Origin of the sequence: Sunxiuqinia elliptica (genome assembly GCF_900113005.1) — a bacterium.
Lineage (GTDB): Bacteria > Bacteroidota > Bacteroidia > Bacteroidales > Prolixibacteraceae > Sunxiuqinia > Sunxiuqinia elliptica.
Window position 1 is genome coordinate 249,533 of record NZ_FONW01000002.1, and the last position, 21,752, is coordinate 271,284.

The following is a 21,752-nucleotide window of genomic DNA, read 5'->3' on the forward strand; positions in this document are numbered from 1 at the left end:
AAGAAACCAAAGTTTATGTCCAGCGATATTATGAATTTTGATTTACAGAAAACTTCTGATGCGATCATTAAAGTGATTGGAGTAGGAGGAGGTGGTGGAAACGCGGTAAACCATATGTTTGAAGAAGGAATCAAGGATGTTGGTTTTATGTTGTGTAATACCGATGAACAAGCATTAAAGAATAGTCCGGTGCCGCTGAAGATTCAACTAGGCTCTTCGTTAACTGAGGGTCGGGGAGCCGGTAACAAGCCTGAAGTGGGACGCGAGGCTGCCATCGAGAATATTGAGGATGTTAAAAAAACGCTGCAGGAGTCGACCAAAATGGTGTTTATCACTGCAGGAATGGGAGGCGGAACCGGAACCGGAGCTGCTCCGGTAATTGCTGAAGCATGCCGGGAACTTGATATCTTAACTGTTGGAATTGTGACTTTGCCTTTCCGGAATGAAGGTCGTCGACGGATCAAACAGGCGATTGATGGAATTGCTCAAATGGAAGGTCATGTTGATTCGTTGTTGGTAATCAATAATGAACGTATCCGGGAGATGTATGGTGATTTTAAAATTTCAGAAGCTTTTGCTAAAGCGGATAACGTGTTGACCACGGCTGCCAAGGGAATCGCTGAGATTATTACCGTTCCGGGCTACATCAATGTAGACTTTGCTGATGTTGAGACGGTGATGCGTACGAGTGGCGTAGCGATTATGGGGTCATCTAAGGCTGAAGGCGAAGGACGAGCATTAAAAGCCGTTGAAGAAGCACTGAACTCGCCTTTGCTGAATAACAATGATATTAATGGCGCACGCAACATCCTATTAAATATCACTTCAGGTGGAGAGGAAGTAACGATGGATGAGATTGGTGAGATCACCGATTATATTCAAACGAAAGCTGGACATGATGCGGATTTGATCTGGGGGAATGGTGTTGATGAATCGCTTGGAAAAGAGATTTCAGTGACAGTTATTGCAACTGGTTTTAGTGTGAGTAGTATTCCAGAGATGATGGCAGCACGTAAGGTTGAGAAAACCTATCATACCTTGGTTGATGAACCTCAGCAAACACCGCCACCAAGATCAAAAGCAGAGGCGCGAGTGCCTTTTACGGGCAGTGAGCCTAAGCATAACACTGCCGTGAATCAGCAATCTATCGAATTTGAAATCAATCACCCCGAGGATGAGTTCGACGAGTTGTATGGTAAGCCTAAGACTGCTGAGCCGGGGAAAGAGTACTCGGTGAAAATGGATTATTCATCATCAACGGAAGAAGAGGTTGACGAGTTGGAAAACATTCCCGCTTATCGTCGGAAAAAGGTGAATATCCAAAACATGAAAAAAAAGTTTGAGCAGAAACTTTCACGTTTCTCATTGTCGCCGGATGAGGATAATAATACCAAACTGCGCGATAACAACTCTTACTTGCATGACAAGGTGGATTAAGTTTTAGCCCACGCATTGAGAAGAATAGTGTAAAAATTGAAAATCAATACCATGAGTTTATTTGATCAGATTAACGAAGATATGAAAGCGGCAATGAAAGCCCGCGAAAAAGAAAAGTTGGAAGCACTTCGGGGAATAAAGAAAGTATTGCTTGAAGCAAAGGCTGCCAAAGGAGCTTCAGCTGAATTGGATGATCAAGAGGTTGTAAAAGTTATCCAGAAGCTAGCAAAACAAGGAAAAGACTCTGCTGCGATTTACCAAGAACAAGGACGCGACGATTTAGCACAGCAAGAGTTGGCACAAGTTGAAGTGTTTGAAACCTTCTTGCCAGAGAAAATGAGTGATGAAGTATTGGAGGCTACCATCCAAACAATTATTGAGTCGGTAGGAGCCAGTGGAATGAAAGATATGGGCAAGGTGATGGGAATTGCCTCAAAACAGTTGGCCGGTCAGGCTGACGGAAAAGATATTGCTGATAAAGTGAAAGCTTTGCTTAATAAATAACCAAAGCTTTTTTATCAGGAACAAAAAGCTGCAAGCTTCCTCTTTGGATTGAAAGGGGAGTTTGCGGCTTTTGCGTTGTTATGCCTGGAGGAGAGCTCTGTGGATCTTATCCATCAGCTTTAATCGGTCGATGGGCTTGGCGATGTAGTCATTACATCCAGCGTCTAAACACATTTGTTTTTCGTTTTCTAAAGCATAAGCCGTTTGAGCAATGATTGGGGTTTTAAGGTCGCTTTTTCGGATCAGTTTGGTGGCTTGTATTCCGTTTACTCGAGGCATATTAATATCCATCAGAATTAGATCAGGCTGGTATTGCTTGTAGGCATCTAAAATCTGATCGCCGGTACTAATGTGAACCAAACGAGCTTTGGTCTTTTTTAGAATCGCATCAATCAGCAAGTAGGAGTTTAAATCATCTTCTGCTACGAGAATTAATTTTCCCGATAAGTTGTTGGAATCTTTTTGAATTGCAGGATCAGACTGCGGAATTTCCTTAGGTTTGTTTTGAATGTCCACAGGAAAAGTGATTTTAAATATTGTGCCGTCTCCAATTGATGAATCGATAGCTATTTCTCCTTTCAAAAGATTAACTAAGCCCTTTACGATGCTTAGCCCAAGTCCTGTTCCAGACTTTGACTGTAGTTTCACAAAACGTTCAAAGATCTTTTCAAGCTGCTCTTTCTCAATGCCAATTCCCGTATCCTTCACGTAAATTGATAATTGATCAGTTCCTTTAAGCTGATAACCAAACTCGATATAGCCGTGGTTGGTTTGCTTGATGGCATTGGTGATGAGATTGTCCAGTATTTGCTTTACTCGCATTCGATCTGAATGAATTAGAAGCTCTTTGGCAGGTTTGCTTACCTTAAGCTCAACTTCGGGATGATCGCGGTATAGTTTCGAATGCTGATGGAAATAAAGTGTTTCGTCAATTAAGTGATTTAACTCAAAAACTTCGTATTGCAGGTCGAGTTGGTTCGAATCAATTTTGGAGACATCAATAATATCATCGATGATTTTGAGCAATTGGGCTCCACTATTTTTAATGATATTTACATAGGTGTGAACGCGTTCGTTGTTTGGGGCATGCTCTTGCAGAAGCTCAGAGAAACCAATGATTCCGTTTAGAGGAGTTCTAATTTCATGCGAGGTATTTGCTAGAAAAGCGGATTTTAGCGCATTGGCATGTTCTGCTTCATTTTTAGCTTTTAACAAAGCTTTTTCCGTTTTACGCAAATCACTAACATCCAGCACGGTGGAAATCATCGTATTTTGTTCGGGTAGCGGAATGTTAACAGCATCTACAATTCGCTTGCTGCCATCATGTTGTGTGATCTCGATATTTTCCCAATGCATGCGTGAGGAGTCACCACTTTGAATGTCTCTCAAGATTTGCGACTTGATTTGTTCGCGGTATTCTTTGTCAGGATAAACCCGTTTAAAGAAGTTTTCAATATTTTTGAGTTCCAGCTCATCCCAGCCGTAGATCTCCTGGAATCTCTTATTCATGTATGTAGCTTCTCCTTCGTTGATTTTATTGGTCGATACTCCAATCGGAAGGTGATCTAGAATGGTTTGAATAAACTGATTGTTGTTTTTTAGGTTTTGCTCTGCTTGCTTTTTGGCTGTAATATCAGAGGCTGTCCCAATAAATAAGTCAACTTTCCCTTGCTTATTTCTTTTGGCTGTTATGGCAACATCAACCCATATGGTTTTGCCTTTTGCTGTAATAAAGCGTTTCTCCATGCGGTAGTGATCCAGCTTGCCTTGGTGCATTTTATCCAGAAGCTTTCGTTCTTGTTCTAGGTCGTCCGGATTGGAGAATTCAGCAAAGTTCATTGCTAATAGTTCTTTTTTGGAGTAGCCCAGCATGCGAATAAATTCCGAGTTGATCTCAAGTAATTGTCCTTTGTGGTTGGCAACGGCAATTCCTGTGATGGAGTAATCAAAGATTCCTTTAAACTTCTCCTTACTTTCATGCAGCGCAATTCTCGAACGCATCCGATCTGAAATATCCAGTGTCGTTCCGATTAGCCGATAGGGCTGATTATTATCGTCAAACATTAAATCTCCGCTACTTAAAAGCCATCTTTCTTTGCCTGTTTTTTGATGAATGATTCTGTGTTCTACTTGGAATGAAGGCTTGTCATTCGATAGTTCGTCATAAATTTTTTGCAATCGAGGCAGCTCTTCTTCAGGGAGGGCGTCAATAATTTGTTGGTTGGTTACCACTGGTGTGTTAAAACCATACATATTTTGGAAGACCTCTGAGCCACTGTAAACCTGCTGAGCGATATCGAAAAACCAAACACCAATGTTTCCTACCTGCTGAGCAAGCTTGAGGTTTCGTTCACTTTCTTCAAGTGCTTTTTGGGTTTTTTGCTGTTCGGTAATGTCTTGGCCTGAGCTGATCAGTCCAATAATATTGTTTTGGTCATCTTTAATAAAGGCATTGTGCCAGGCAATCAGCTTTTGTGTTCCGTCTTTTGTTATTATGTGGTTCTCACGGTATTCTTCCTTTTTTAATTCCCCGTTTAAAAGGTCGTCCATTGCCTTGTTGAGTTCCTCCGATTCTTCTTTTGGAATGAAGTTCTTGAGCCAGTTTTGTCCTGCAATCTCTTCTTGTTTATACCCGAGAATTTCAGATGCTCTTTTGTTTGCCAAAGTCACAATCCCATTTTTGTCCATGGTGATGATCATTACGCTGGCAATATCGAGGTATTGCTGGGCTTTTTGTTGCTCGTACAGAACTTTTTGGAATGATTGATGCAGCTCGGAAGTGCGCGTTTCAACAAGCTCTTCCAAATGATCCTTGTAAGTGATGAGTTCTTGTTCTTGCTTTTTCTTTTCAGTAATGTCAGTAAAGGTAACAACTAGCCCTTCTGTTGATTTGCTGATGGTTTGATAGGGGCTGATTCGCATCCAGAAGGTTAACTTATCCTTGGTTTTTACTTCCGTCTCTATCGGTTTTTGATTTTTAAGGACCTGCTTAAGGTCGTTGAATAAAAGGGGATAATTTAACTTATTATTGAATTGCTCCAATGGACGTCCAAGATCCGATTCGATGAGCTCAACAATGGTTGAGATAGAGGGAGTGAAACGTGTGATACAGAGTTTTCCGTCAAGAAAGAGAGTTGCGATCTGGGTGCTTCTTAATAAGTTAAGAATGTCGTTTTTAGCATTGGTTAGTTCGTCAATTTTTTCCTGCAACTGAATATTTGATTGATTCAATTCTTCATTGATTGCTTGCAGTTCTTCTTTTGAGGTTTCCAGCTCTTCGTTGGCACTTTGCAATTCTTCATTGATGGACTGTTCTTCTTCGTTCGCAACTTTGAGCTCATTGTTCGTTCGTTCCAATTCGTCAATAGTGGTTTGCAGGTACTCCTGGGTTTCCTGAAGCTCCCTTTTCAGTTCTTCCAACTGACCATATTTTTGATTTTCTAAGACTGGAGTTGTTTGCGTTTCTTTATAGGAGGATGCGGCAAAAGTAACTAACCAGAGCTCCTCGGATAGCTGTCGGTCAGCGACTGGTGTTATTATGATATCGACAAACTCATGAGATCCTGAATGCTCGAGTTTGATGTTTCTTTTGACAACTTGGTGGTGTGTTTTTTCGGCTTTTCGGATGGCATGAGCCAAAGGTAAATTAAGGCCTTTTTTTACCGATTGAAGTAAATTAATGGTTGGTTCTCCTGAAGGTTGCTCCAGGTAGTTGTTTGTTTTTCCCTGAAAAAAAAGAATATCGTGGTGCGAGTTGATTAACACACTTGGAGGAAGGAAGTATGTTGAAGCAAGTTTGCGCGTGATTTTTCCAAACTTAGTTGGGGGATTCTTTTTGTTTTGCATAGTTTTTTCTTTTTCGAGAAAACTGGCTTGATTGAAGTTCCAGTAACGTCTAGTTGGTTGAATCGTATGTTTCTTTCTGAAAATCTTGGCCTTTCGGCTAACTACGGAATACAAACGAGATGAGTTACCTAAATTTTCAGAATTACCTAGGAATAATATACCCTGAGGATTAAGTGCGTAATGAAAAAGTGTTAGCACTTGTTCTTGTAATTCGGCACTGAAATAAATCAGGAGGTTGCGGCAGCTTATCAGGTCGATGGATGAATAAGGTGGATCAGATAACACATTTTGTTTTGCAAAGATTATGCGCTCGCGTAGAAAGCTTTTGACCTTATAGGCCTCATCAGCTTTTGTGAAGTATTTTGCCAACCACTCTTGCTTTATTTGTGTCTCAATGGAGGGGGGATAAATACCTTCCCGTGCTTTATTAATGGCCCCAAGATCAATATCTGATGCGAAAAGTTTGATGGTGCATGTCAATGCATGCTTTGACCGGTATTCTTCAGTCAAAATGGCAAGACTGTAGGCTTCTTCGCCGGTTGCGCAAGCAGGAACCCAAATTCGAACAGTGTTCTCTTTAGGGGCTGAAAAGATTTTGGGGAGCGCTAAGTCTTCTAACTCGTTAAAAAATTGAGAATCGCGAAAAAGACTGGTGACACTGATTAGTAGTTCGTTATATAGCGTAAATGCTTCATGTTTATCATTCGTTAGACGATTTAGATAGGCTTCTAAGTTCTTTATTTTTAAGGAACTTAGTCGACGCTCTAATCGGCGAACGATGGTATTCGCTTTGTACTTCGAAAAATCGTACTTGCTATGCTTTCGGAGTATTTTAAAGATTGGTTGGGCGAATTGCTCAAATTCCTCGAGATTTATGCGAGTAATAGGAGTAGTCGTGTTTTGTTGGCGTAAGTGTTCAGAAATAACATCTGATAACTTGTTTGTTGGAATAACCAAACGAGCAAGTTGGTACTTAAGTAGCTGGTCGATCAAATCATTTCGATAGGTGGAGCCTGATTGTGTTACCAGGATTAATCCTTTGCTTTTTTTTATTTGACGAAAGCCGGTGAGTCTGGGCATTTGCCTGCCCGACAGCACAATAACTATTACTGGTGCTGGGTACGCTTCTGCTAAATGATGAAGTGAACGATTAATGATGCTTTGGTATGATTTGTTCCTTTCGGTTGCCGTGATTCGGAATTGACCACTTTTAAAATGGACTACCTGATTAGATGGCGCATCATAGAATGCGTTCGCAACAGGAGTTTGCTTATCTTTTATTTCGCTTACAGTTAAGCGACGAATTGATGGAAGTTGTTGTTCTGATGAGGATGGTCCATCAGAACAGGCCATGAATAGATAGCTCGCTTTTAGCGTAGCGGAGATCTGCAATGCCAACTTCTGTGCAACATTCTTTTGATCAGCTAATGAGCAAAAAATGATAAGAGGAATCTCATTGGTCGAATTAGGCATGTATGCTGATTTTTAATAAATATAAGCATTTTAGCCTATCCTTTCAATGTCAATAACTTAAGAATATAGTTTATTTTATTTTTCGAGAGTTAGCATGATTTAACCGGCTCTTTTAGATCCACTATAGTCAAAGTAAGATGAAACAATTTCAATGGCTCGTTTAATGGCTTGGTTAATCGGGAGGCTTTCATTGGCTAACTGCCAGTCAATAGATGCCAGTTTCATGTAATAATCAGGAAACGATGGAGCCTTTAGCAAGGTCGTTGAACTCAGCTTTTGGAACTCGGAGCCACCTTTAAGGGTTTTACAGGTAACCAGACGTTTTTGGCTGTTTTTGTCAGAGGTCGTCGAATAGCCAAACAAACGACATATAAGCCCTCTGAACTCATATTGACTGCATCCCCAGCCAGAAATGTTCATGGTGGAGAAAAGGGCACAGATCGTATTTCCTGTTCGTTGTTCTAATTCGTCGTAAAATGTGTCGGCTTTGTTATTCTGGTATAGATGATAGGCTAGAGGAAAAAACTCGAGAGGGCTGGCAAAAATATCTTTTTTTAAACAACAGAGGGAGCAGCCCGATGGACATCCCATTTGACTGGCTTTCTGAAAACGTTGAGCATGCGTAGCTGCTTCATCGAGCAATTTTTGCACGCGCCTAATTTTTGTAATCATCGTTTTAACTGAACTGAGTTGGTGTAAAAAAATACGGCCCAAAGCTAGTTAATTGTCAATAAAAATTTGCAAGCTCTGATATTTTTTTTGACAGATAATGAGATGAGTGCTAGAGCTGTGGGCTTACTCGTTTGTAAGTAGTTTTCCGACAATTTCTTTATACGAGCGTCCGATTGGTATTTTGAGTTCACCCAACTCTACTTGACCGGGGAGGAGCGCTGTAATTTTTGACCGCGAAATGATATAACTTCGATGAACCCTTATGAAAAGCTCACTGGGGAGCTGCTCATTAAGATGGCTAATTCGTTCTTTTGTTGTTATTTTTCCATTTTGGGTATGTACGGTAAGGTAGTCGCCTAAACTTTCGAGGTAAATAATCTCGTCGAAAACAATTTTATGCCACTTTTTGTCAGCTTTCAGAAATAGATAATCATGCTTGGGGGCTGTCGTTTCTTTGTTTGCCAGAGTTGCAAAATATTCAGACTGCTGTTGATAAAAGCGGTTGATAGCTTTAGAAAACCGAACGAGTGAGATCGGCTTTAGGAGGTAATCAATAACTTCCAGTTCAAAAGCCTCGACTGCATAATCCCGGTAGGCGGTTGTAAAGATAACTTTAGGGGGATGATCCAAGCTTTTCAGAAAGTCCATTCCAGTGATTTGGGGCATCTGAATATCCAGAAAAATGAGGTCAACCGAGCTGTGAGCTAACACTTCCATGGCTTCAAAAGCATTGCCGCACTCGCCAACAATGTGAAAGTTTTTAAATGAGCCCAAATGGTTTTTGATGACCCGGATTGCAATTGGTTCATCATCAATAATCAGGCACTTGTATGTTTGTTCGTCCATGGCTTTTCTTAGTTTTTGTTGGAAGCATCGTTTAATTTTAGCTCGAGAGTTACTTCAAAAGTATTCTCTTTTGGATTGATATCCAATTGATAGGCGTTGGGGTAAATGAGCTCAAGTCGTTTGCGAACATTGGATAAGCCAATTCCCTGTGTGTAAGTTTCCTGCCGCGCATCATTGGGGTTGCGACTGTTCTTAATCGTCAGCTTGAAATGTTCTTGTTGGATTTTAACTGAGATGGAAACAAATGGCTTTTGGATTGACTTACTGACGCCATGTTTGAAAGCGTTCTCGAAAAACGCAAGAAGTAGCATTGGAGCGATTTCCAGTTTTTCTGTTTCCCCTTTTTGCAGAAAATCGAGTTGTAGTTTGTCCCCATACCGAATCCGTTCAATTTCGAGGTAATTCTGAAGGTGTTTTAGCTCGTTTGCTAAACTAACTTTGGGGTGGTTGCATTCATACAACATGTAGTCCATAAGAGCGGATAGTTTGAGAACAAGTTCAGGAGCGAGGTCTGATTTTTCGAGCGTCAGCCCATAAAGGTTGTTGAGCGTATTGAATAGAAAGTGCGGATGAATCTGGGCGCGTAATAGTTTTAATTCCGATTCTTTGAGTTTTAGGTTCGTTTCCAATTGTTGCTTTTCCAGCCGGGTATTTTCACGGGCAATAAAAAAGGCTCTTTTAACTTGTTCGATGGCCACAAATGCGATGATAACAAAATAGAGTCCAACCAACAGAAAGACAATATCGAAAGACGCAGGGTCCAGTTTGTGAAACTGAAAGTCGCTAACAATGGTGAAAACAAACAAACTAATGAGGGTTTCGCACCAAAAAGTAAGCACAATGGTGTAAAACAAAAAGAGTGCAAATTGTGCACGTTTGCCGTTGAATAAAAATTTTGGAATAAGGTAATAGTTGAGGAAATAACCTGTGCCTATTGCTAATGGAAAGAGCAAGGCAGCAAAAATAATGGTCGTGTGATAATCGCGATTCGCACGCCCAAAAAACAGAATGAAAAACAGGTAAGCAATGGTCCAAAAAAGGAAGTGTTGCCCTGTCTTAATCCATCCTTTTGACATCATAAAGCTTTGCTGTACTTGTGTGGTTGCCGTAAGCATGTGTCGGTTTTATTTCAATGCTTCAAATTACTGAAAAAAAGGCCAGATGTTAGAATAATGTCGATCAATTACTTCAGAAGATATACAAACGGCTTATTTAGCATGACTGGTGAGTAATTGCAGGTGAATTGTTATATCCCGCTGGGGGATGGTCATTGATCGACAAAATTCGATAAAAAATAGAAGCATGTTGTAAGCTTGTATCAGATTTTCAAACTAAATTTAATGATCATGAATCCAGTTGAGTTATTTTACATGGGAGGCCCCTTATTTATGTCAATCATAACGATTTGGGGTGTTGGGATGCTGATTTTTTCAATCCAAAAAGGAATGCACCTATTTGTTCAAAAGAAAGTCACTAAAAGTGGGGTGGGGTTAATTTTGCTTTTCGGAAGCTTAGCGGTGGTAACTGGCCTGTTAGGACAGGCTATTGGTTTGATGATGGCTTTTAGTGCAATTCAGGTTGCTGGCGACGTTTCGCCTGCTCTATTGGCTGGAGGATTACGGGTGAGTTTAATTGCTCCCGTTTATGGCCTGCTGATTTTTGTACTGTCACTAGTTATCTGGGGGGTATTGAAAGAAGTCTACCAGCGAAAACTGGAAGCAAATGAATAAAAGAAGAAGAGCTTGCTACCTTATAACCATGGTAGCAAGCTCTTCTTTTTATTAAGATGGATTGACTGAACGATACCAGTCAACAAAGTTTTTTACTCCTTCCTCGAAAGAATATTTTGGATTGTAACCCAATAATTCCTGAGCTTTTCCAATATTGGCAAAAGTGATGTCAACATCACCCGGCTGCATGGGTAATTGCTTAATGTTTGCTTTTATACCGGTTGCTTTTTCAATGGCCGAGATCATGGCACTTAAGGTTACCGGTTGATTGTTCCCCAAGTTGATGGTCTCGTAAACATGGGTATTGTTTTCAAGGTAACTGATGGCCCCGCGAATTCCGGCAACAGTATCTTCATAATAGGTGTAATCGCGTGAAGTACTGCCATCGCCAAACATCGGAATTTCTTCCCCATTCAGGATCAGTCGTGTAAATTTATGAATGGCTAAGTCGGGACGTTGCCGAGGACCAAAGACCGTGAAAAAACGTAGATTGATGATGTCCAACTCGTATAATGAGTGGTAGGTGTAGTTGATTAGCTCGCAAGCTTTTTTGGTAAAAGCGTAAGGCGAAATTGGGTTGCTAACATCTTGCTTTTCATGGAACGGCGTTTCCTTGGTATTGCCATATACTGAAGATGAAGACGCAAACGCCAGTTTCTTGATGCCTTTATCTTTCATCAGGTCAAGGATGTTTTGTGTTGCCACAATGTTGGCGCGAATGTATCCGTTCGGATCCTCAATGGATGGGCGCACGCCCGCTTTCCCTGCTAAATGAACAATCACATCAACAGTTTCCTGCTCCAGACTTTTCCGGAGTGCTTCTCCATCAGCTAAATCAACTTCGATAAAACGAAAATGAGGATGGTCTTTAAATGAACTCAGGTTGCGTTCTTTAACGTCCCGTTTATAAAACGGATCAAAATTATCAATCCCAATAACTTTGTGTCCGGTTGCCAGCAGTTGCTCTGAAAGGTGAGAGCCAATAAACCCCGCGCATCCGGTGACTATAACTGTTGATAACAACATAGGCTATACTATTTTATTTTTCCTGAAACAAAAGCAATAAGCTTGTTTAGAACAGGAATGTTTAATCGACTAAAAAGACTGCGCTTGTTGTAGTGAATCAGAATATTTCGCAAGTAAACAAACATACCCAAACTGTGGGCAGCAACTAAAACCGGGTCGAGCCGGAATATTCCATATAAAAAGTTCATGGAGGAACCACAAATACTGATGATCCAAAATCCAAGCGGCAAAATCGATTCTTTTCGGTTTTCGGAATAAATCCATTGGTAAAAGAATCGAGAAATAAAGATTATTTGAGCAGTAATCCCCCAAACCATCAAAAGAAGGGGGTTATTCTCGTTTTTAAAGAATGTCGCTAGCGAATAGTCAGTTCCAAAAAACAGGTAACAGAGAATAGCTACCGGGCTAATTAAAATGACCAACCGGGTAACAATCGACATCGATTTCCAATCGTTTTTCAATTGGATGTTTCGAATGTAAATGAAGTAAACCAGGATTTGCCCAATTAAAATGGCAGCATCATTTCGTAAAATGCCATAAACAAGCATTAGAATTGAGGCCAACAAGCTGATCTTCCAAAATATCGTTGGAGATAAAACTTTTCCTTCATGTTCCGATTTGAACCACTGAACAATTGTTCGGGCGAAGAATAAGATTTGGGCTGTAAACCCAATAGCATAGATCAAGTAGTCCTTCATCTGATTAATTTGTATTTTTTTTCTCTGCATTGAATTGGACAACTCCGTTGCTATTTGTCGAAAGTATTCAAACTGCCAATGGCTAATTTTCTGTATCTCAGTATGAAATGAAAGAGCATGAATATTCGTAAACAAGCAACGGTTAGGGTTGCATTCGCAATGCGCTGTTATTGTTTATTTATTTTCTGGCGCTGCAAAGATAATTGAATTGAATTGTTTCCTGATTTTTTCATCCAATATTCGATTGCTTACGCTCGAATAATTAGGGAATTATTAAACTTTCTTAACGCGAGCGGCATTTTATTATTGTAATCAAATTTTAAATATCTTTGCGGCCAACCCGCAGGGAGTAATTGAAAGAAAGCTTTTTATATTATAATGAAGAATATACGCAATTTTTGTATCATCGCACATATTGACCACGGTAAGAGTACCTTGGCCGACCGCCTATTAGAAGTAACCAAAACAGTTAGTGAGCGTGACATGAAAGCTCAGGTTCTGGACAGCATGGATCTGGAGCAGGAACGTGGTATTACCATTAAGAGTCATGCTATTCAAATGGATTACTTCCAGGACGATCAAAAGTACGTGCTTAACCTGATTGATACGCCGGGACACGTCGATTTTTCGTATGAAGTTTCCCGGTCGATTGCAGCCTGTGAAGGAGCTTTGTTAATTGTTGATGCCACACAGGGAATTCAGGCGCAAACCATTTCTAATTTGTACCTCGCCATTGAGCATGATTTGGAAATCATCCCAATTATGAACAAAATGGATTTACCAAATGCCATGCCTGAGGTTGTGGAAGATCAAATTATCGATTTGATTGGCTGTAAACACGAGGATATTATTCGGGCCAGCGGAAAGACCGGTGAAGGCGTTGATGAGATTCTGGAACGGATTGTTGAAGTTGTTCCTTCGCCAGTAGGTGATCCTGAAGCTCCACTCCAAGCGTTGATTTTTGACTCGGTTTTTAATTCTTTCCGAGGAGTAATTGCTTATTTTAAGATTGTAAATGGGACAATTAACCAAGGCGACTTAGTTAAATTTGTCAATACTCAAAAAGAATACGATGCGGATGAAATAGGGGTGTTACGTTTAGGAATGGAGAAACGGAAAATACTGAGTACAGGCGATGTTGGCTATATCATTTCTGGAATTAAGGCAGCAAAAGAGGTTAAGGTTGGAGATACCATTACGCATAAAGCCAAGCCTTGTGAAAAGGCAATCTCAGGTTTCGAGGAGGTAAAGCCAATGGTATTTGCCGGCGTTTATCCTATTGATGCTGAGGATTATGAGGATTTGCGAGCGGCAATGGAAAAGTTACAGCTGAACGATGCTTCCTTAACTTTTGAGCCAGAATCATCTGCGGCTTTGGGCTTTGGATTCCGTTGTGGGTTCCTTGGAATGTTGCACATGGAAATCATCCAGGAGCGTTTGGACCGTGAATTCGATATGAATGTAATTACGACTGTGCCTAACGTTTCGTATAAAATTCATACAACAGATGGTGAAGAAGTTACCGTTTACAACCCTTCAGGACTTCCGGCATCAACGACTATTGAAGATATTGAAGAGCCTTACATTCGATCTCAGATTATTACAAAATCAGATTTTATCGGTCAGGTAATGACACTATGTTTGGATAAGCGAGGAACATTGGTGAAGCAGGATTACCTGACAACAGAACGTACCGAGCTAACTTTTGATTTGCCCTTGGGTGAAATTGTATTCGACTTCTACGATCGCTTAAAATCAATTTCGAAAGGATATGCTTCATTCGATTACCATATGATTGGCTATAAACCCGCAAAATTGGTGCGTTTGGATATTCTCCTGAACGGAGAAATGGTCGATGCGCTGTCTTCGCTAATTCACTTTGATAATGCTTACCCGATGGGGCGTCGTATGTGCGAGAAACTCAAGGAATTGATTCCTCGTCAGCAGTTCGATATTGCTATTCAGGCAGCTATCGGGGCTAAGATTATTGCGCGGGAAACCATCAAAGCTGTTCGGAAGGATGTTACGGCCAAGTGTTATGGAGGTGATATTTCCAGGAAGCGAAAGCTATTGGAAAAGCAGAAAAAAGGAAAGAAACGGATGAAGCAAGTGGGTAACGTAGAGGTGCCTCAGAAAGCTTTCTTAGCCGTATTGAAACTGGATTAGAACGCTTTTTTATGCAAGAAATATGTATTGCATAATGTAAGATGAAGATATGAAACTGAAAACAGGGAGTTCCTTGTTGGTTATACCCCAATTTAGATGTTCAACTGACACCTAAGTTGGGGTATAATTTTTTATTGTATAATATTTTGGGAGTCAAGCTACCCACCATCTTTTTAATCTGGTAATTGCTCTAAATAGCTGTAGCCCTGGTTCTCCAAATGTATAGGAGATTGATCCTGGTAACCAGGATATCCCCGATGGCTTTTGATCTTTTTTAAATTTCCATTTCAGAATTTGGATTAACAAGCGTAAGGATAAATGAGTGACAATCTGTTCGTTGTCTTTGAGGTTATTGCCTACTTTAAACTGATCGAAAATTTTGGTCTCCTTTTTTTGCGGGCTTTGAATAAAGAGATGTAGTGAGTTCAAACCACAGGAGGTAATTGCAGATTTGGCGTTGGTCATTAACCAGTGAAATGATGAATACTCTTTTGCAAAAATGACAATATTGGAATATAGCTTCTGAATGTATTCCTCGGTATATGTCCCTGAATTCTCTCTGCTATCAAATTCCGGCACAATTTTACCACCTTCTTTTTTGTAGGTAATAGTGCTGCCATGATTTGTCATTGCAAATACTTGCTCGGCTACAGCAACGAAACTATTGTTAAGAGAACGGTTAACGCGTTCTGACCAGATAATTTCTTCTGGATAAAAGCCAGCCATATATTCTCCAGCTTCATCGGGTAAAAGGCGGTCGGTGAATACGCCAAAATAATAACCGAACACATTTTTATCTCCTAAAATTGAGTTGATTGACCTCTGACAAGTTCTTGTCCAGCCTAAATCGACAATTGCGGCATTGGTATCGTCTGCTAACATGCCCTCTTGCTGAAAGTACTCTAAGGCAATTGCCCTTTGCTTTCTTGCTTCAACGATGATTGCAGGTAAGACATTTTTATTGGTCAATAAGTCAAGGAAAAGTTCAAAGCTTTTTGCAGTAAGCTTCTCGTCGTAAAAATCAGACGAGATTGCGAGTTCTTCCAAGCCTTCAGTTAAAATCGATGTGTCGAGATTAATGCGGCGCATCATTTGTTTGGGAGTTCGCCCAATGTGTCCGGCCATTATTCTTCTAAACTCATCTTTCCTTCCTTCTGCTAGGCCCGCTAAATAGAATGTTCTGCGTGAACCATACAAATATGAGAGTTTGATCGCTGGATATTGTGCTTTAAAAGTTTCGGCAATTTGCAGAAAAATGTAGGCATCTCGAGCTAAAAAGTAAATGTGATTAATTCCTCGTTTATGAGCGTCCTCCATTATCCCAGCAACGAAAGGGACAAAGAGGGGGGCAACCACGTCTGCAACCATATCGGTGACCGTTGATTTTTCAGCACAGAGACGGACAGATCTTGCGATACCAGCCATCAATACTCCTTGCAGGGGATTGTCGGATAAGGTGGCAGATTTTAGCCATTCTTGTTCATAACGAGAATAGCCAATATCCCGCATTAGCTTACTATTAATTCCTTTCTTTTTAGGAACCAGAAAATCATTTCTTTTGTCGTCTCCATAGTGGATCCAGTCTTTAAAAGAGATATTTTCTTGTTCTGATATAAAGTTAAATAGGCCTCCTTTAGCTTTTGTTAAACCTACTTCATTGGAAACATATAGCCTATCTCCATCCTTCCAAAAACCGTATTCAATTAATTGATCTTTTATAAAGGTCGCAGGTAAATACATATCAGAAATATAGATAACTGATTTGTTGTCTCTGTGTAGCAGATCAATTTTCTTTTTTGTTGAGTAGATTGGTCGTAATACTCGTTTCTCAATTTTTAGTTCCAATCGAATTAATCGTTCAGTACCAAATTGTTGAATTATTCCTGAGTTGATATGGGTATAAATTTCCTGTATCGAAACGTCTTGCTTCGTTGAAGAACACAAATCCTTTACAGCTTTTCTCTCTGCAGTTATTCTTGCATTTACAAAATCATAAATTAGCACTTCGTGGGCTTCTTCACCGTAGAGCTCAAGAGCCATTAAATAAAAAACAATTCTTGGTTTTCCACAAGTCCGAATCAAACAAGTGTCAAAAACATCAAAAGAATATTGTTTGTAGGTATTTATTGAAAAATTGCTATTTGTTGTCATTATATGTTTTGATAAATGGTTTTTGAGGATTGTTGTTTGGTTTTGCCCATTGTCTTTTTCTTACACTAATTATTCTTTAGAGCAAAAGAGTTAAGGTCGTCTGAATTTAACAACAAACAGCCTGTAAAGGTTGTAAAAACAGGGGAAAGAATAAAAAAAAGAGATTATTCCACTAATGAAATAACCTCTATGAACTATTCTGACTTTTGCGTTTATAGTACAGTCTCAACTGGTACGTAGGGAAGATCAAATGCTTCGGCCACTTCCTTGTAGACAATTTTGCCATTGACGACATTCAATCCCTTTCTTAGAGGGATATTGTCGAGGCAAGCTTGTTTCCAGCCTTTACTGGCAAGTTGAATGGCATTTGGCAAAGTAGCATTGGTTAAGGCCAGAGTTGAAGTTCGAGGAACAGCTCCCGGCATGTTGGCCACACAATAATGAATTACACCATCGATAACAAAGTTCGGGTTATCGTGGGTGGTTGGCTTAGTTGTTTCAAAACAACCTCCTTGATCTACAGCAACATCAACCATAACCGTTCCAGGGCGCATGGTTGGTAACATATCGCGAGTGATTAGTTTTGGCGCTTTTGCTCCGGGGATCAATACTGCACCAATAATCAGATTGTGAGTTTGGATCATATCACGAATGTTGTATTCGTTACTCATCATTGTTTTGACATTGGCTGGCATGATATCATCCAAGTAACGTAAGCGTTTCAAACTAACATCCATGATGGTAACATCGGCTCCAAGACCTGCCGCCATTTTTGCAGCTTCGGTTCCAACAATACCGCCGCCAATAATTAAAACCTTCGCAGGAGTTACCCCTGGAACGCCTCCTAGAAGGACTCCGTAACCACCATACGTTTTTTCGAGGTACTTGGCACCTTCCTGCACTGACATGCGGCCAGCAACTTCCGACATCGGGATCAATAGAGGCAAAGAGCGGTCGTCAAGTTCAACTGTCTCATAAGCTAGACAAATAGCTTCTCGCTCAATCATCGCTTGAGTTAATTCCTCCGACGACGCAAAGTGGAAGTAAGTATACAGAATCTGCCCTTTTCTGATCAACTTATATTCCGGCTCAATTGGTTCTTTCACTTTGATGATCATTTCGGCGATGGCATATACTTCTTCAATGGTTGGAAGCATTTTTGCTCCAGCTGTGGTGTAGTCATCGTCTGTAAATCCGCTTCCGTTTCCGGCTGTTGTTTGCACGTACACTTCGTGCCCTCTTTTGACCATTTCTGCAGTTCCGGCAGGGGTTAAGGCCACTCTGTTTTCGTTATTCTTAATCTCTTTTGGTACTCCAATTATCATCTTTTTTACATTTAGATTGATTGCTAATAGCTCAAATGTAGGCGATTCGAATTTTCGAAAATATGACAAAAAACAAGAAAACAGCCAGCTACATTGCTTTGGCTATCAATGGAATGATCTCATTTTTGAGACTGTTTTTAATCTTGACAATATTTAACTCAAATTTAATTCTAAATGTCAAATTACCATCAAAATGAGGGTTTTTATTTAAAATTGATAATCGTATCTTTGGCGACTTAGCAAAAATATATTATTCAACATGCCAGCAACATCGATTAGGGGAAATATGATGCCCGATTCACCGATCCGGAAGCTCGTACCGCTATCGGATCAGGCCAAGGCTCTTGGCCGTAAAGTGTATCATTTAAATATTGGGCAACCGGACTTACCAACTCCGGAAAAAGCATTGGACGCCATCCGGAGTATTGACCGGAAAATATTGGAGTATAGTCCAAGTGAAGGAATTCTGTCGTTGAGGCAAAAACTGGCGAACTATTACAACCGGTTTAGTATTTATGTTGATGTCGAAGATATTATTATTACTTCAGGAGGAAGTGAAGCAGTAACTTTTGCATTCATGTCATGTTTAGACCCGGGGGATGAAATTATTGTGCCAGAGCCAGCTTATGCCAACTACGAAGCATTTGCCATTGTCGCGGGCGCGGTTATTAAGTCGATTCCAGCTCGAATTGAAGAAGGCTTTGCGATGCCTCCGTTTGAGGAGTTTGAAAAGCTGATTACTCCGAAGACGAAGGGAATCATGATTTGTAACCCCAACAACCCGACGGGCTATTTGTATACGCAGCAGGAAATGAATAAAATTCGAGACCTGGTTAAAAAGCATGATTTGTTTCTATTTTCGGATGAGGTTTATCGTGAGTTCTGTTATACTGGGGCACCTTACATTTCTGCTTTTCACTTAGAAGGAATTGAGCAAAATGTGATTTTGATTGATTCGGTGTCGAAGCGTTATAGCGAATGTGGCTTGCGTATTGGAGCACTGATTACAAAAAATGATACTGTTCGAAAAAATGTGATGAAGTTTTGCCAGGCGCGTTTAAGTCCACCGTTGATTGGGCAGATTGCCGCTGAGGCATCGCTTGAAAATACAGATGATTACCTGATGGACTCCTACAATGAGTATGTTAGTCGACGTAAATTCCTGATTGACGGATTAAATCGGATTGATGGAGTTTATTCGCCAATCCCAATGGGTGCTTTTTATACCGTGGCGCAGCTGCCTGTTGATGATGCTGACCAGTTTTGTGCTTGGTTATTAAGTGATTTTGAATATGAAAATCAAACCGTGTTTATGGCTCCGGCATCTGGTTTTTATACCACGCCAGGGCAGGGAAAAGATCAAGTTCGAATTGCCTACGTATTAAACAAGACAGACTTGGGGAAAGCGTTAAAGGTTTTGGAGGAAGCATTGAAAGTGTATCCAGGCCGGAAAGAGCGGAAGTAATTATTAAAAAAGATCGTTTATAAAACAGCGGCTGTCCGAAAGGATAGCCGCTGTTTTTGGTTATTGCCCTGAGGTGCAATACAATTTATCTTAAAGGCAAATTTGACTTTTATCGTGTTAATTTCCCATTTCAGACATAAACTTAATTCGCATTAGGCGGATGTCTTCTTCAGAGTATTCGTCCTCTCCAAGCTCTTCTAGTGCAGCATCAACGGAATCGTCTTCGGCCTCTCGGAAATAGTCAAACACTTCTTCCTGATGATCTTCATCCAGCACATCGTTGATGTAATAATCAATATTGAGCTTCGTACCGGAATTTACGATTGCTTCGAGTTCAGTAATTAGATCTTTCAGTTCAAGACCTTTTGAGTCGGCAATATCTTCAAACGATAGTTTGCGATCAATGCTATGAATGATAAAGACTTTGAGTTTTGACTTGTTGGCAACAGATTTGACAACCATATCTTGTGGTCGGTCAATTTCGTTGTCTTCAACATACGACTTGATGAGTTGTACGAATTCTTTACCATAGCGACGAGCTTTGCCTTCTCCAACCCCTTGAATGAATTTTAGCTCTTCCAAGCTAATGGGGTATTGAATGGACATGTCGGATAGTGAAGGATCCTGAAAAATGACAAATGGCGGAAGCTGATGTTTCTGCGCAATTTTCTTCCGCAGGTCTTTTAGCATGGCAAAGAGTTCCGGATCGCCAGATCCTCCTGATGGGCTGCCACTGCTTGATGCAGCCTCTTCTTCCAGCTCGTCGTAATTGTGGTTGCGAACCAACAAGAATGACTGTGGATTTTCCATGAAGCGGTGTCCTTCTTCATTAATTCGCAACAGCCCATAATGCTCAATGTCTTTATTGATCAGTCCGGCAATCATACTTTGCCTAAACACAGCATTCCAGAAGCGGTCGCTATGGTCATTCCCTGATCCAAAAGCTTTTAGTTCGTCGTGTTTGAATGATTTTACGGCAGCTGTAAGTTTGCCTGTCAAAATATCGGAAATATGTTCGGCTTTGTATTTCTCATTTACTTCGCGAATGGCTTTTAGTGCCCGAACAACCTCGTCACTAGCCTCTACCTGTTTTTTAGGGTTGAGACAGTTATCGCAGTTGCCACAAGGTTCTTCCATCTTTTCGCCAAAGTAATTGAGAAGCATAATGCGTCGGCAGATCGCTGTTTCAGCATATGATGCTGTGTCTAGCAACAGTTGGCGCCCAATCTCTTGTTCTGCGACTGGTTTGCCTTGCATGAATTTTTCGAGTTTTTGGATGTCTTTGTAGGAGTAAAATGCAATGCATTGTCCTTCTCCACCATCGCGCCCGGCACGCCCGGTTTCCTGGTAATAGCCCTCCAAGCTTTTCGGAATATCGTAGTGCATGACAAAACGAACATCCGGTTTGTCAATCCCCATTCCAAAAGCAATTGTGGCTACGATAACGTCCACTTCTTCCATCAAGAACTTGTCCTGATTTCCTGAGCGGGTCGCCGAATCCATCCCGGCATGGTAAGCAAGAGCTTTGATTCCGTTAACCTGTAGGGTTTCTGCTAGCTCTTCTACTCTTTTACGGCTCAAACAATAGATAATTCCCGATTTTCCTTCATTCTCTTTTATAAATTTAATGATTTGGTTTTCGGGTTTTATCTTGGGCCTTACAGCATAGTATAAGTTGGGGCGGTTGAAAGAAGCTTTAAAAACTCTTGCTTCCAACATGCCTAGGTTCTTTTGAATATCATGCTGAACTTTAGCCGTTGCCGTAGCAGTAAGTGCAATAATTGGAGCTTGTCCAATTTCTTTTACAATCGGTCGAATCCTTCTATATTCCGGTCTGAAGTCATGTCCCCATTCTGAGATACAGTGTGCTTCATCGATTGCATAAAACGAGATATTGACGTTTTTTAAGAAGTCAATATTGTCTTGTTTCGTCAGTGACTCGGGTGCAACATATAAAAGTTTTGTCCTTCCACTAATAACATCATCTTTTACCTGTTGAGTGGCTACTTTGGTAAGCGATGAATTCAAAAAATGCGCGATTCCATCATCCGTTCCAAAACTTCGGATCGAATCGACCTGGTTCTTCATTAAAGCAATCAGGGGTGAAATAACAATGGCAGTCCCCTCCATAATTAAAGCAGGCAACTGATAGCATAATGACTTTCCTCCCCCCGTTGGCATCAGCACAAAAGAATCATTGCCGTCAAGCACACTTTTGATGACTTCTTCCTGCTGCCCCTTAAACCGGTCAAATCCAAAATACTTCTGGAGTTGATCAGTTAATCTTAGCTCCTTATTCATAAAAGCCTGAATTTGTAAACATTAAATTTTCTCTTTTCACAATCGCAAAATCTAAGATATATAAAATATGCCTCATAATCCAATGATTTTTATTCCGAATAGAGACTTTGCT

14 protein-coding genes are annotated in these 21,752 nt (G+C 40.5%); 5 read left to right on the top strand and 9 right to left on the bottom strand.

Features of this window, described 5'->3' with window-relative positions:
- Positions 1-15 precede the first annotated feature (15 nt).
- Both ftsZ and BM156_RS05750 read left to right on the top strand, forming a co-directional pair.
- A complete protein-coding gene (gene ftsZ / locus BM156_RS05745) occupies positions 16-1,437 on the top strand; it encodes a cell division protein FtsZ (RefSeq protein WP_212733432.1) in 1,422 nt (473 codons plus the stop codon).
- Positions 1,438-1,488: 51 nt separating this feature from the next.
- Positions 1,489-1,941, top strand: a complete 453-nt coding sequence (locus BM156_RS05750) for a GatB/YqeY domain-containing protein (protein ID WP_093918887.1) — start codon at positions 1,489-1,491, stop codon at positions 1,939-1,941.
- 78 nt (positions 1,942-2,019) lie between these two features.
- Here the strand turns inward: BM156_RS05750 and BM156_RS05755 are convergent, their stop codons facing one another.
- From BM156_RS05755 to BM156_RS05770, 4 genes are all read right to left on the bottom strand, one after another.
- Positions 2,020-7,260 (bottom strand): PAS domain S-box protein, encoded by a 5,241-nt coding sequence (locus tag BM156_RS05755; RefSeq protein ID WP_093918888.1) that lies wholly within the window; start codon positions 7,258-7,260, stop codon positions 2,020-2,022.
- A 99-nt stretch (positions 7,261-7,359) separates the two neighbouring features.
- Entirely contained in the window at positions 7,360-7,932 is a 573-nt protein-coding gene (locus BM156_RS05760) for a YkgJ family cysteine cluster protein (protein WP_093918889.1), read from the bottom strand.
- Between the two features lie 123 nt (positions 7,933-8,055).
- Positions 8,056-8,778: a LytR/AlgR family response regulator transcription factor gene (locus BM156_RS05765; RefSeq protein ID WP_093918890.1), complete on the bottom strand. Its 723-nt coding sequence runs from the start codon at positions 8,776-8,778 to the stop codon at positions 8,056-8,058.
- A gap of 8 nt (positions 8,779-8,786) precedes the next feature.
- Positions 8,787-9,893, bottom strand: coding sequence for a sensor histidine kinase (locus BM156_RS05770; RefSeq protein WP_093918891.1), 1,107 nt, complete (start codon positions 9,891-9,893; stop codon positions 8,787-8,789).
- 225 nt (positions 9,894-10,118) lie between these two features.
- Between BM156_RS05770 and BM156_RS05775 the strand changes: the two genes are divergently transcribed.
- Positions 10,119-10,508 carry a MotA/TolQ/ExbB proton channel family protein gene (locus BM156_RS05775; RefSeq protein WP_093918892.1) on the top strand — a complete coding sequence of 130 codons (390 nt, stop codon included), beginning with the start codon at positions 10,119-10,121 and terminating at the stop codon, positions 10,506-10,508.
- A gap of 51 nt (positions 10,509-10,559) precedes the next feature.
- Here BM156_RS05775 and BM156_RS05780 read toward each other — a convergent pair whose 3' ends face one another.
- The gene (locus BM156_RS05780; protein WP_093918893.1) at positions 10,560-11,534 is read right to left on the bottom strand and encodes a GDP-mannose 4,6-dehydratase; all 975 of its coding nucleotides are present in this window, start codon (positions 11,532-11,534) and stop codon (positions 10,560-10,562) included.
- An 8-nt stretch (positions 11,535-11,542) separates the two neighbouring features.
- Positions 11,543-12,232, bottom strand: a complete 690-nt coding sequence (locus BM156_RS05785) for a lipid-A-disaccharide synthase N-terminal domain-containing protein (protein WP_093918894.1) — start codon at positions 12,230-12,232, stop codon at positions 11,543-11,545.
- Positions 12,233-12,610: 378 nt separating this feature from the next.
- Between BM156_RS05785 and lepA the strand changes: the two genes are divergently transcribed.
- A complete protein-coding gene (gene lepA / locus BM156_RS05790) occupies positions 12,611-14,398 on the top strand; it encodes a translation elongation factor 4 (protein ID WP_093918895.1) in 1,788 nt (595 codons plus the stop codon).
- A gap of 153 nt (positions 14,399-14,551) precedes the next feature.
- Here the strand turns inward: lepA and BM156_RS05795 are convergent, their stop codons facing one another.
- Complete coding sequence (locus BM156_RS05795; RefSeq protein ID WP_093918896.1) at positions 14,552-16,549, bottom strand: HAD family hydrolase; 1,998 nt, start codon at positions 16,547-16,549, stop codon at positions 14,552-14,554.
- A 212-nt stretch (positions 16,550-16,761) separates the two neighbouring features.
- Positions 16,762-17,874 (bottom strand): alanine dehydrogenase, encoded by a 1,113-nt coding sequence (ald, locus tag BM156_RS05800; RefSeq protein ID WP_093918897.1) that lies wholly within the window; start codon positions 17,872-17,874, stop codon positions 16,762-16,764.
- Between the two features lie 259 nt (positions 17,875-18,133).
- Between ald and BM156_RS05805 the strand changes: the two genes are divergently transcribed.
- Positions 18,134-19,339: a pyridoxal phosphate-dependent aminotransferase gene (locus tag BM156_RS05805; RefSeq protein WP_093918898.1), complete on the top strand. Its 1,206-nt coding sequence runs from the start codon at positions 18,134-18,136 to the stop codon at positions 19,337-19,339.
- Between the two features lie 117 nt (positions 19,340-19,456).
- Here BM156_RS05805 and recQ read toward each other — a convergent pair whose 3' ends face one another.
- A complete protein-coding gene (gene recQ, locus BM156_RS05810) occupies positions 19,457-21,640 on the bottom strand; it encodes a DNA helicase RecQ (RefSeq protein WP_093918899.1) in 2,184 nt (727 codons plus the stop codon).
- Positions 21,641-21,752: the final 112 nt, after the last annotated feature.

Coding starts and splice junctions, on each gene's coding strand:
- ftsZ (WP_212733432.1), top strand. CDS start 16: ATGTCCAGCGATATTATGAATTTTGATTTACAGAAAACTTCTGATGCG.
- BM156_RS05750 (WP_093918887.1), top strand. CDS start 1,489: ATGAGTTTATTTGATCAGATTAACGAAGATATGAAAGCGGCAATGAAA.
- BM156_RS05755 (WP_093918888.1), bottom strand. CDS start 7,260: ATGCCTAATTCGACCAATGAGATTCCTCTTATCATTTTTTGCTCATTA.
- BM156_RS05760 (WP_093918889.1), bottom strand. CDS start 7,932: ATGATTACAAAAATTAGGCGCGTGCAAAAATTGCTCGATGAAGCAGCT.
- BM156_RS05765 (WP_093918890.1), bottom strand. CDS start 8,778: ATGGACGAACAAACATACAAGTGCCTGATTATTGATGATGAACCAATT.
- BM156_RS05770 (WP_093918891.1), bottom strand. CDS start 9,893: ATGCTTACGGCAACCACACAAGTACAGCAAAGCTTTATGATGTCAAAA.
- BM156_RS05775 (WP_093918892.1), top strand. CDS start 10,119: ATGATCATGAATCCAGTTGAGTTATTTTACATGGGAGGCCCCTTATTT.
- BM156_RS05780 (WP_093918893.1), bottom strand. CDS start 11,534: ATGTTGTTATCAACAGTTATAGTCACCGGATGCGCGGGGTTTATTGGC.
- BM156_RS05785 (WP_093918894.1), bottom strand. CDS start 12,232: ATGAAGGACTACTTGATCTATGCTATTGGGTTTACAGCCCAAATCTTA.
- lepA (WP_093918895.1), top strand. CDS start 12,611: ATGAAGAATATACGCAATTTTTGTATCATCGCACATATTGACCACGGT.
- BM156_RS05795 (WP_093918896.1), bottom strand. CDS start 16,549: ATGACAACAAATAGCAATTTTTCAATAAATACCTACAAACAATATTCT.
- ald (WP_093918897.1), bottom strand. CDS start 17,874: ATGATAATTGGAGTACCAAAAGAGATTAAGAATAACGAAAACAGAGTG.
- BM156_RS05805 (WP_093918898.1), top strand. CDS start 18,134: ATGCCAGCAACATCGATTAGGGGAAATATGATGCCCGATTCACCGATC.
- recQ (WP_093918899.1), bottom strand. CDS start 21,640: ATGAATAAGGAGCTAAGATTAACTGATCAACTCCAGAAGTATTTTGGA.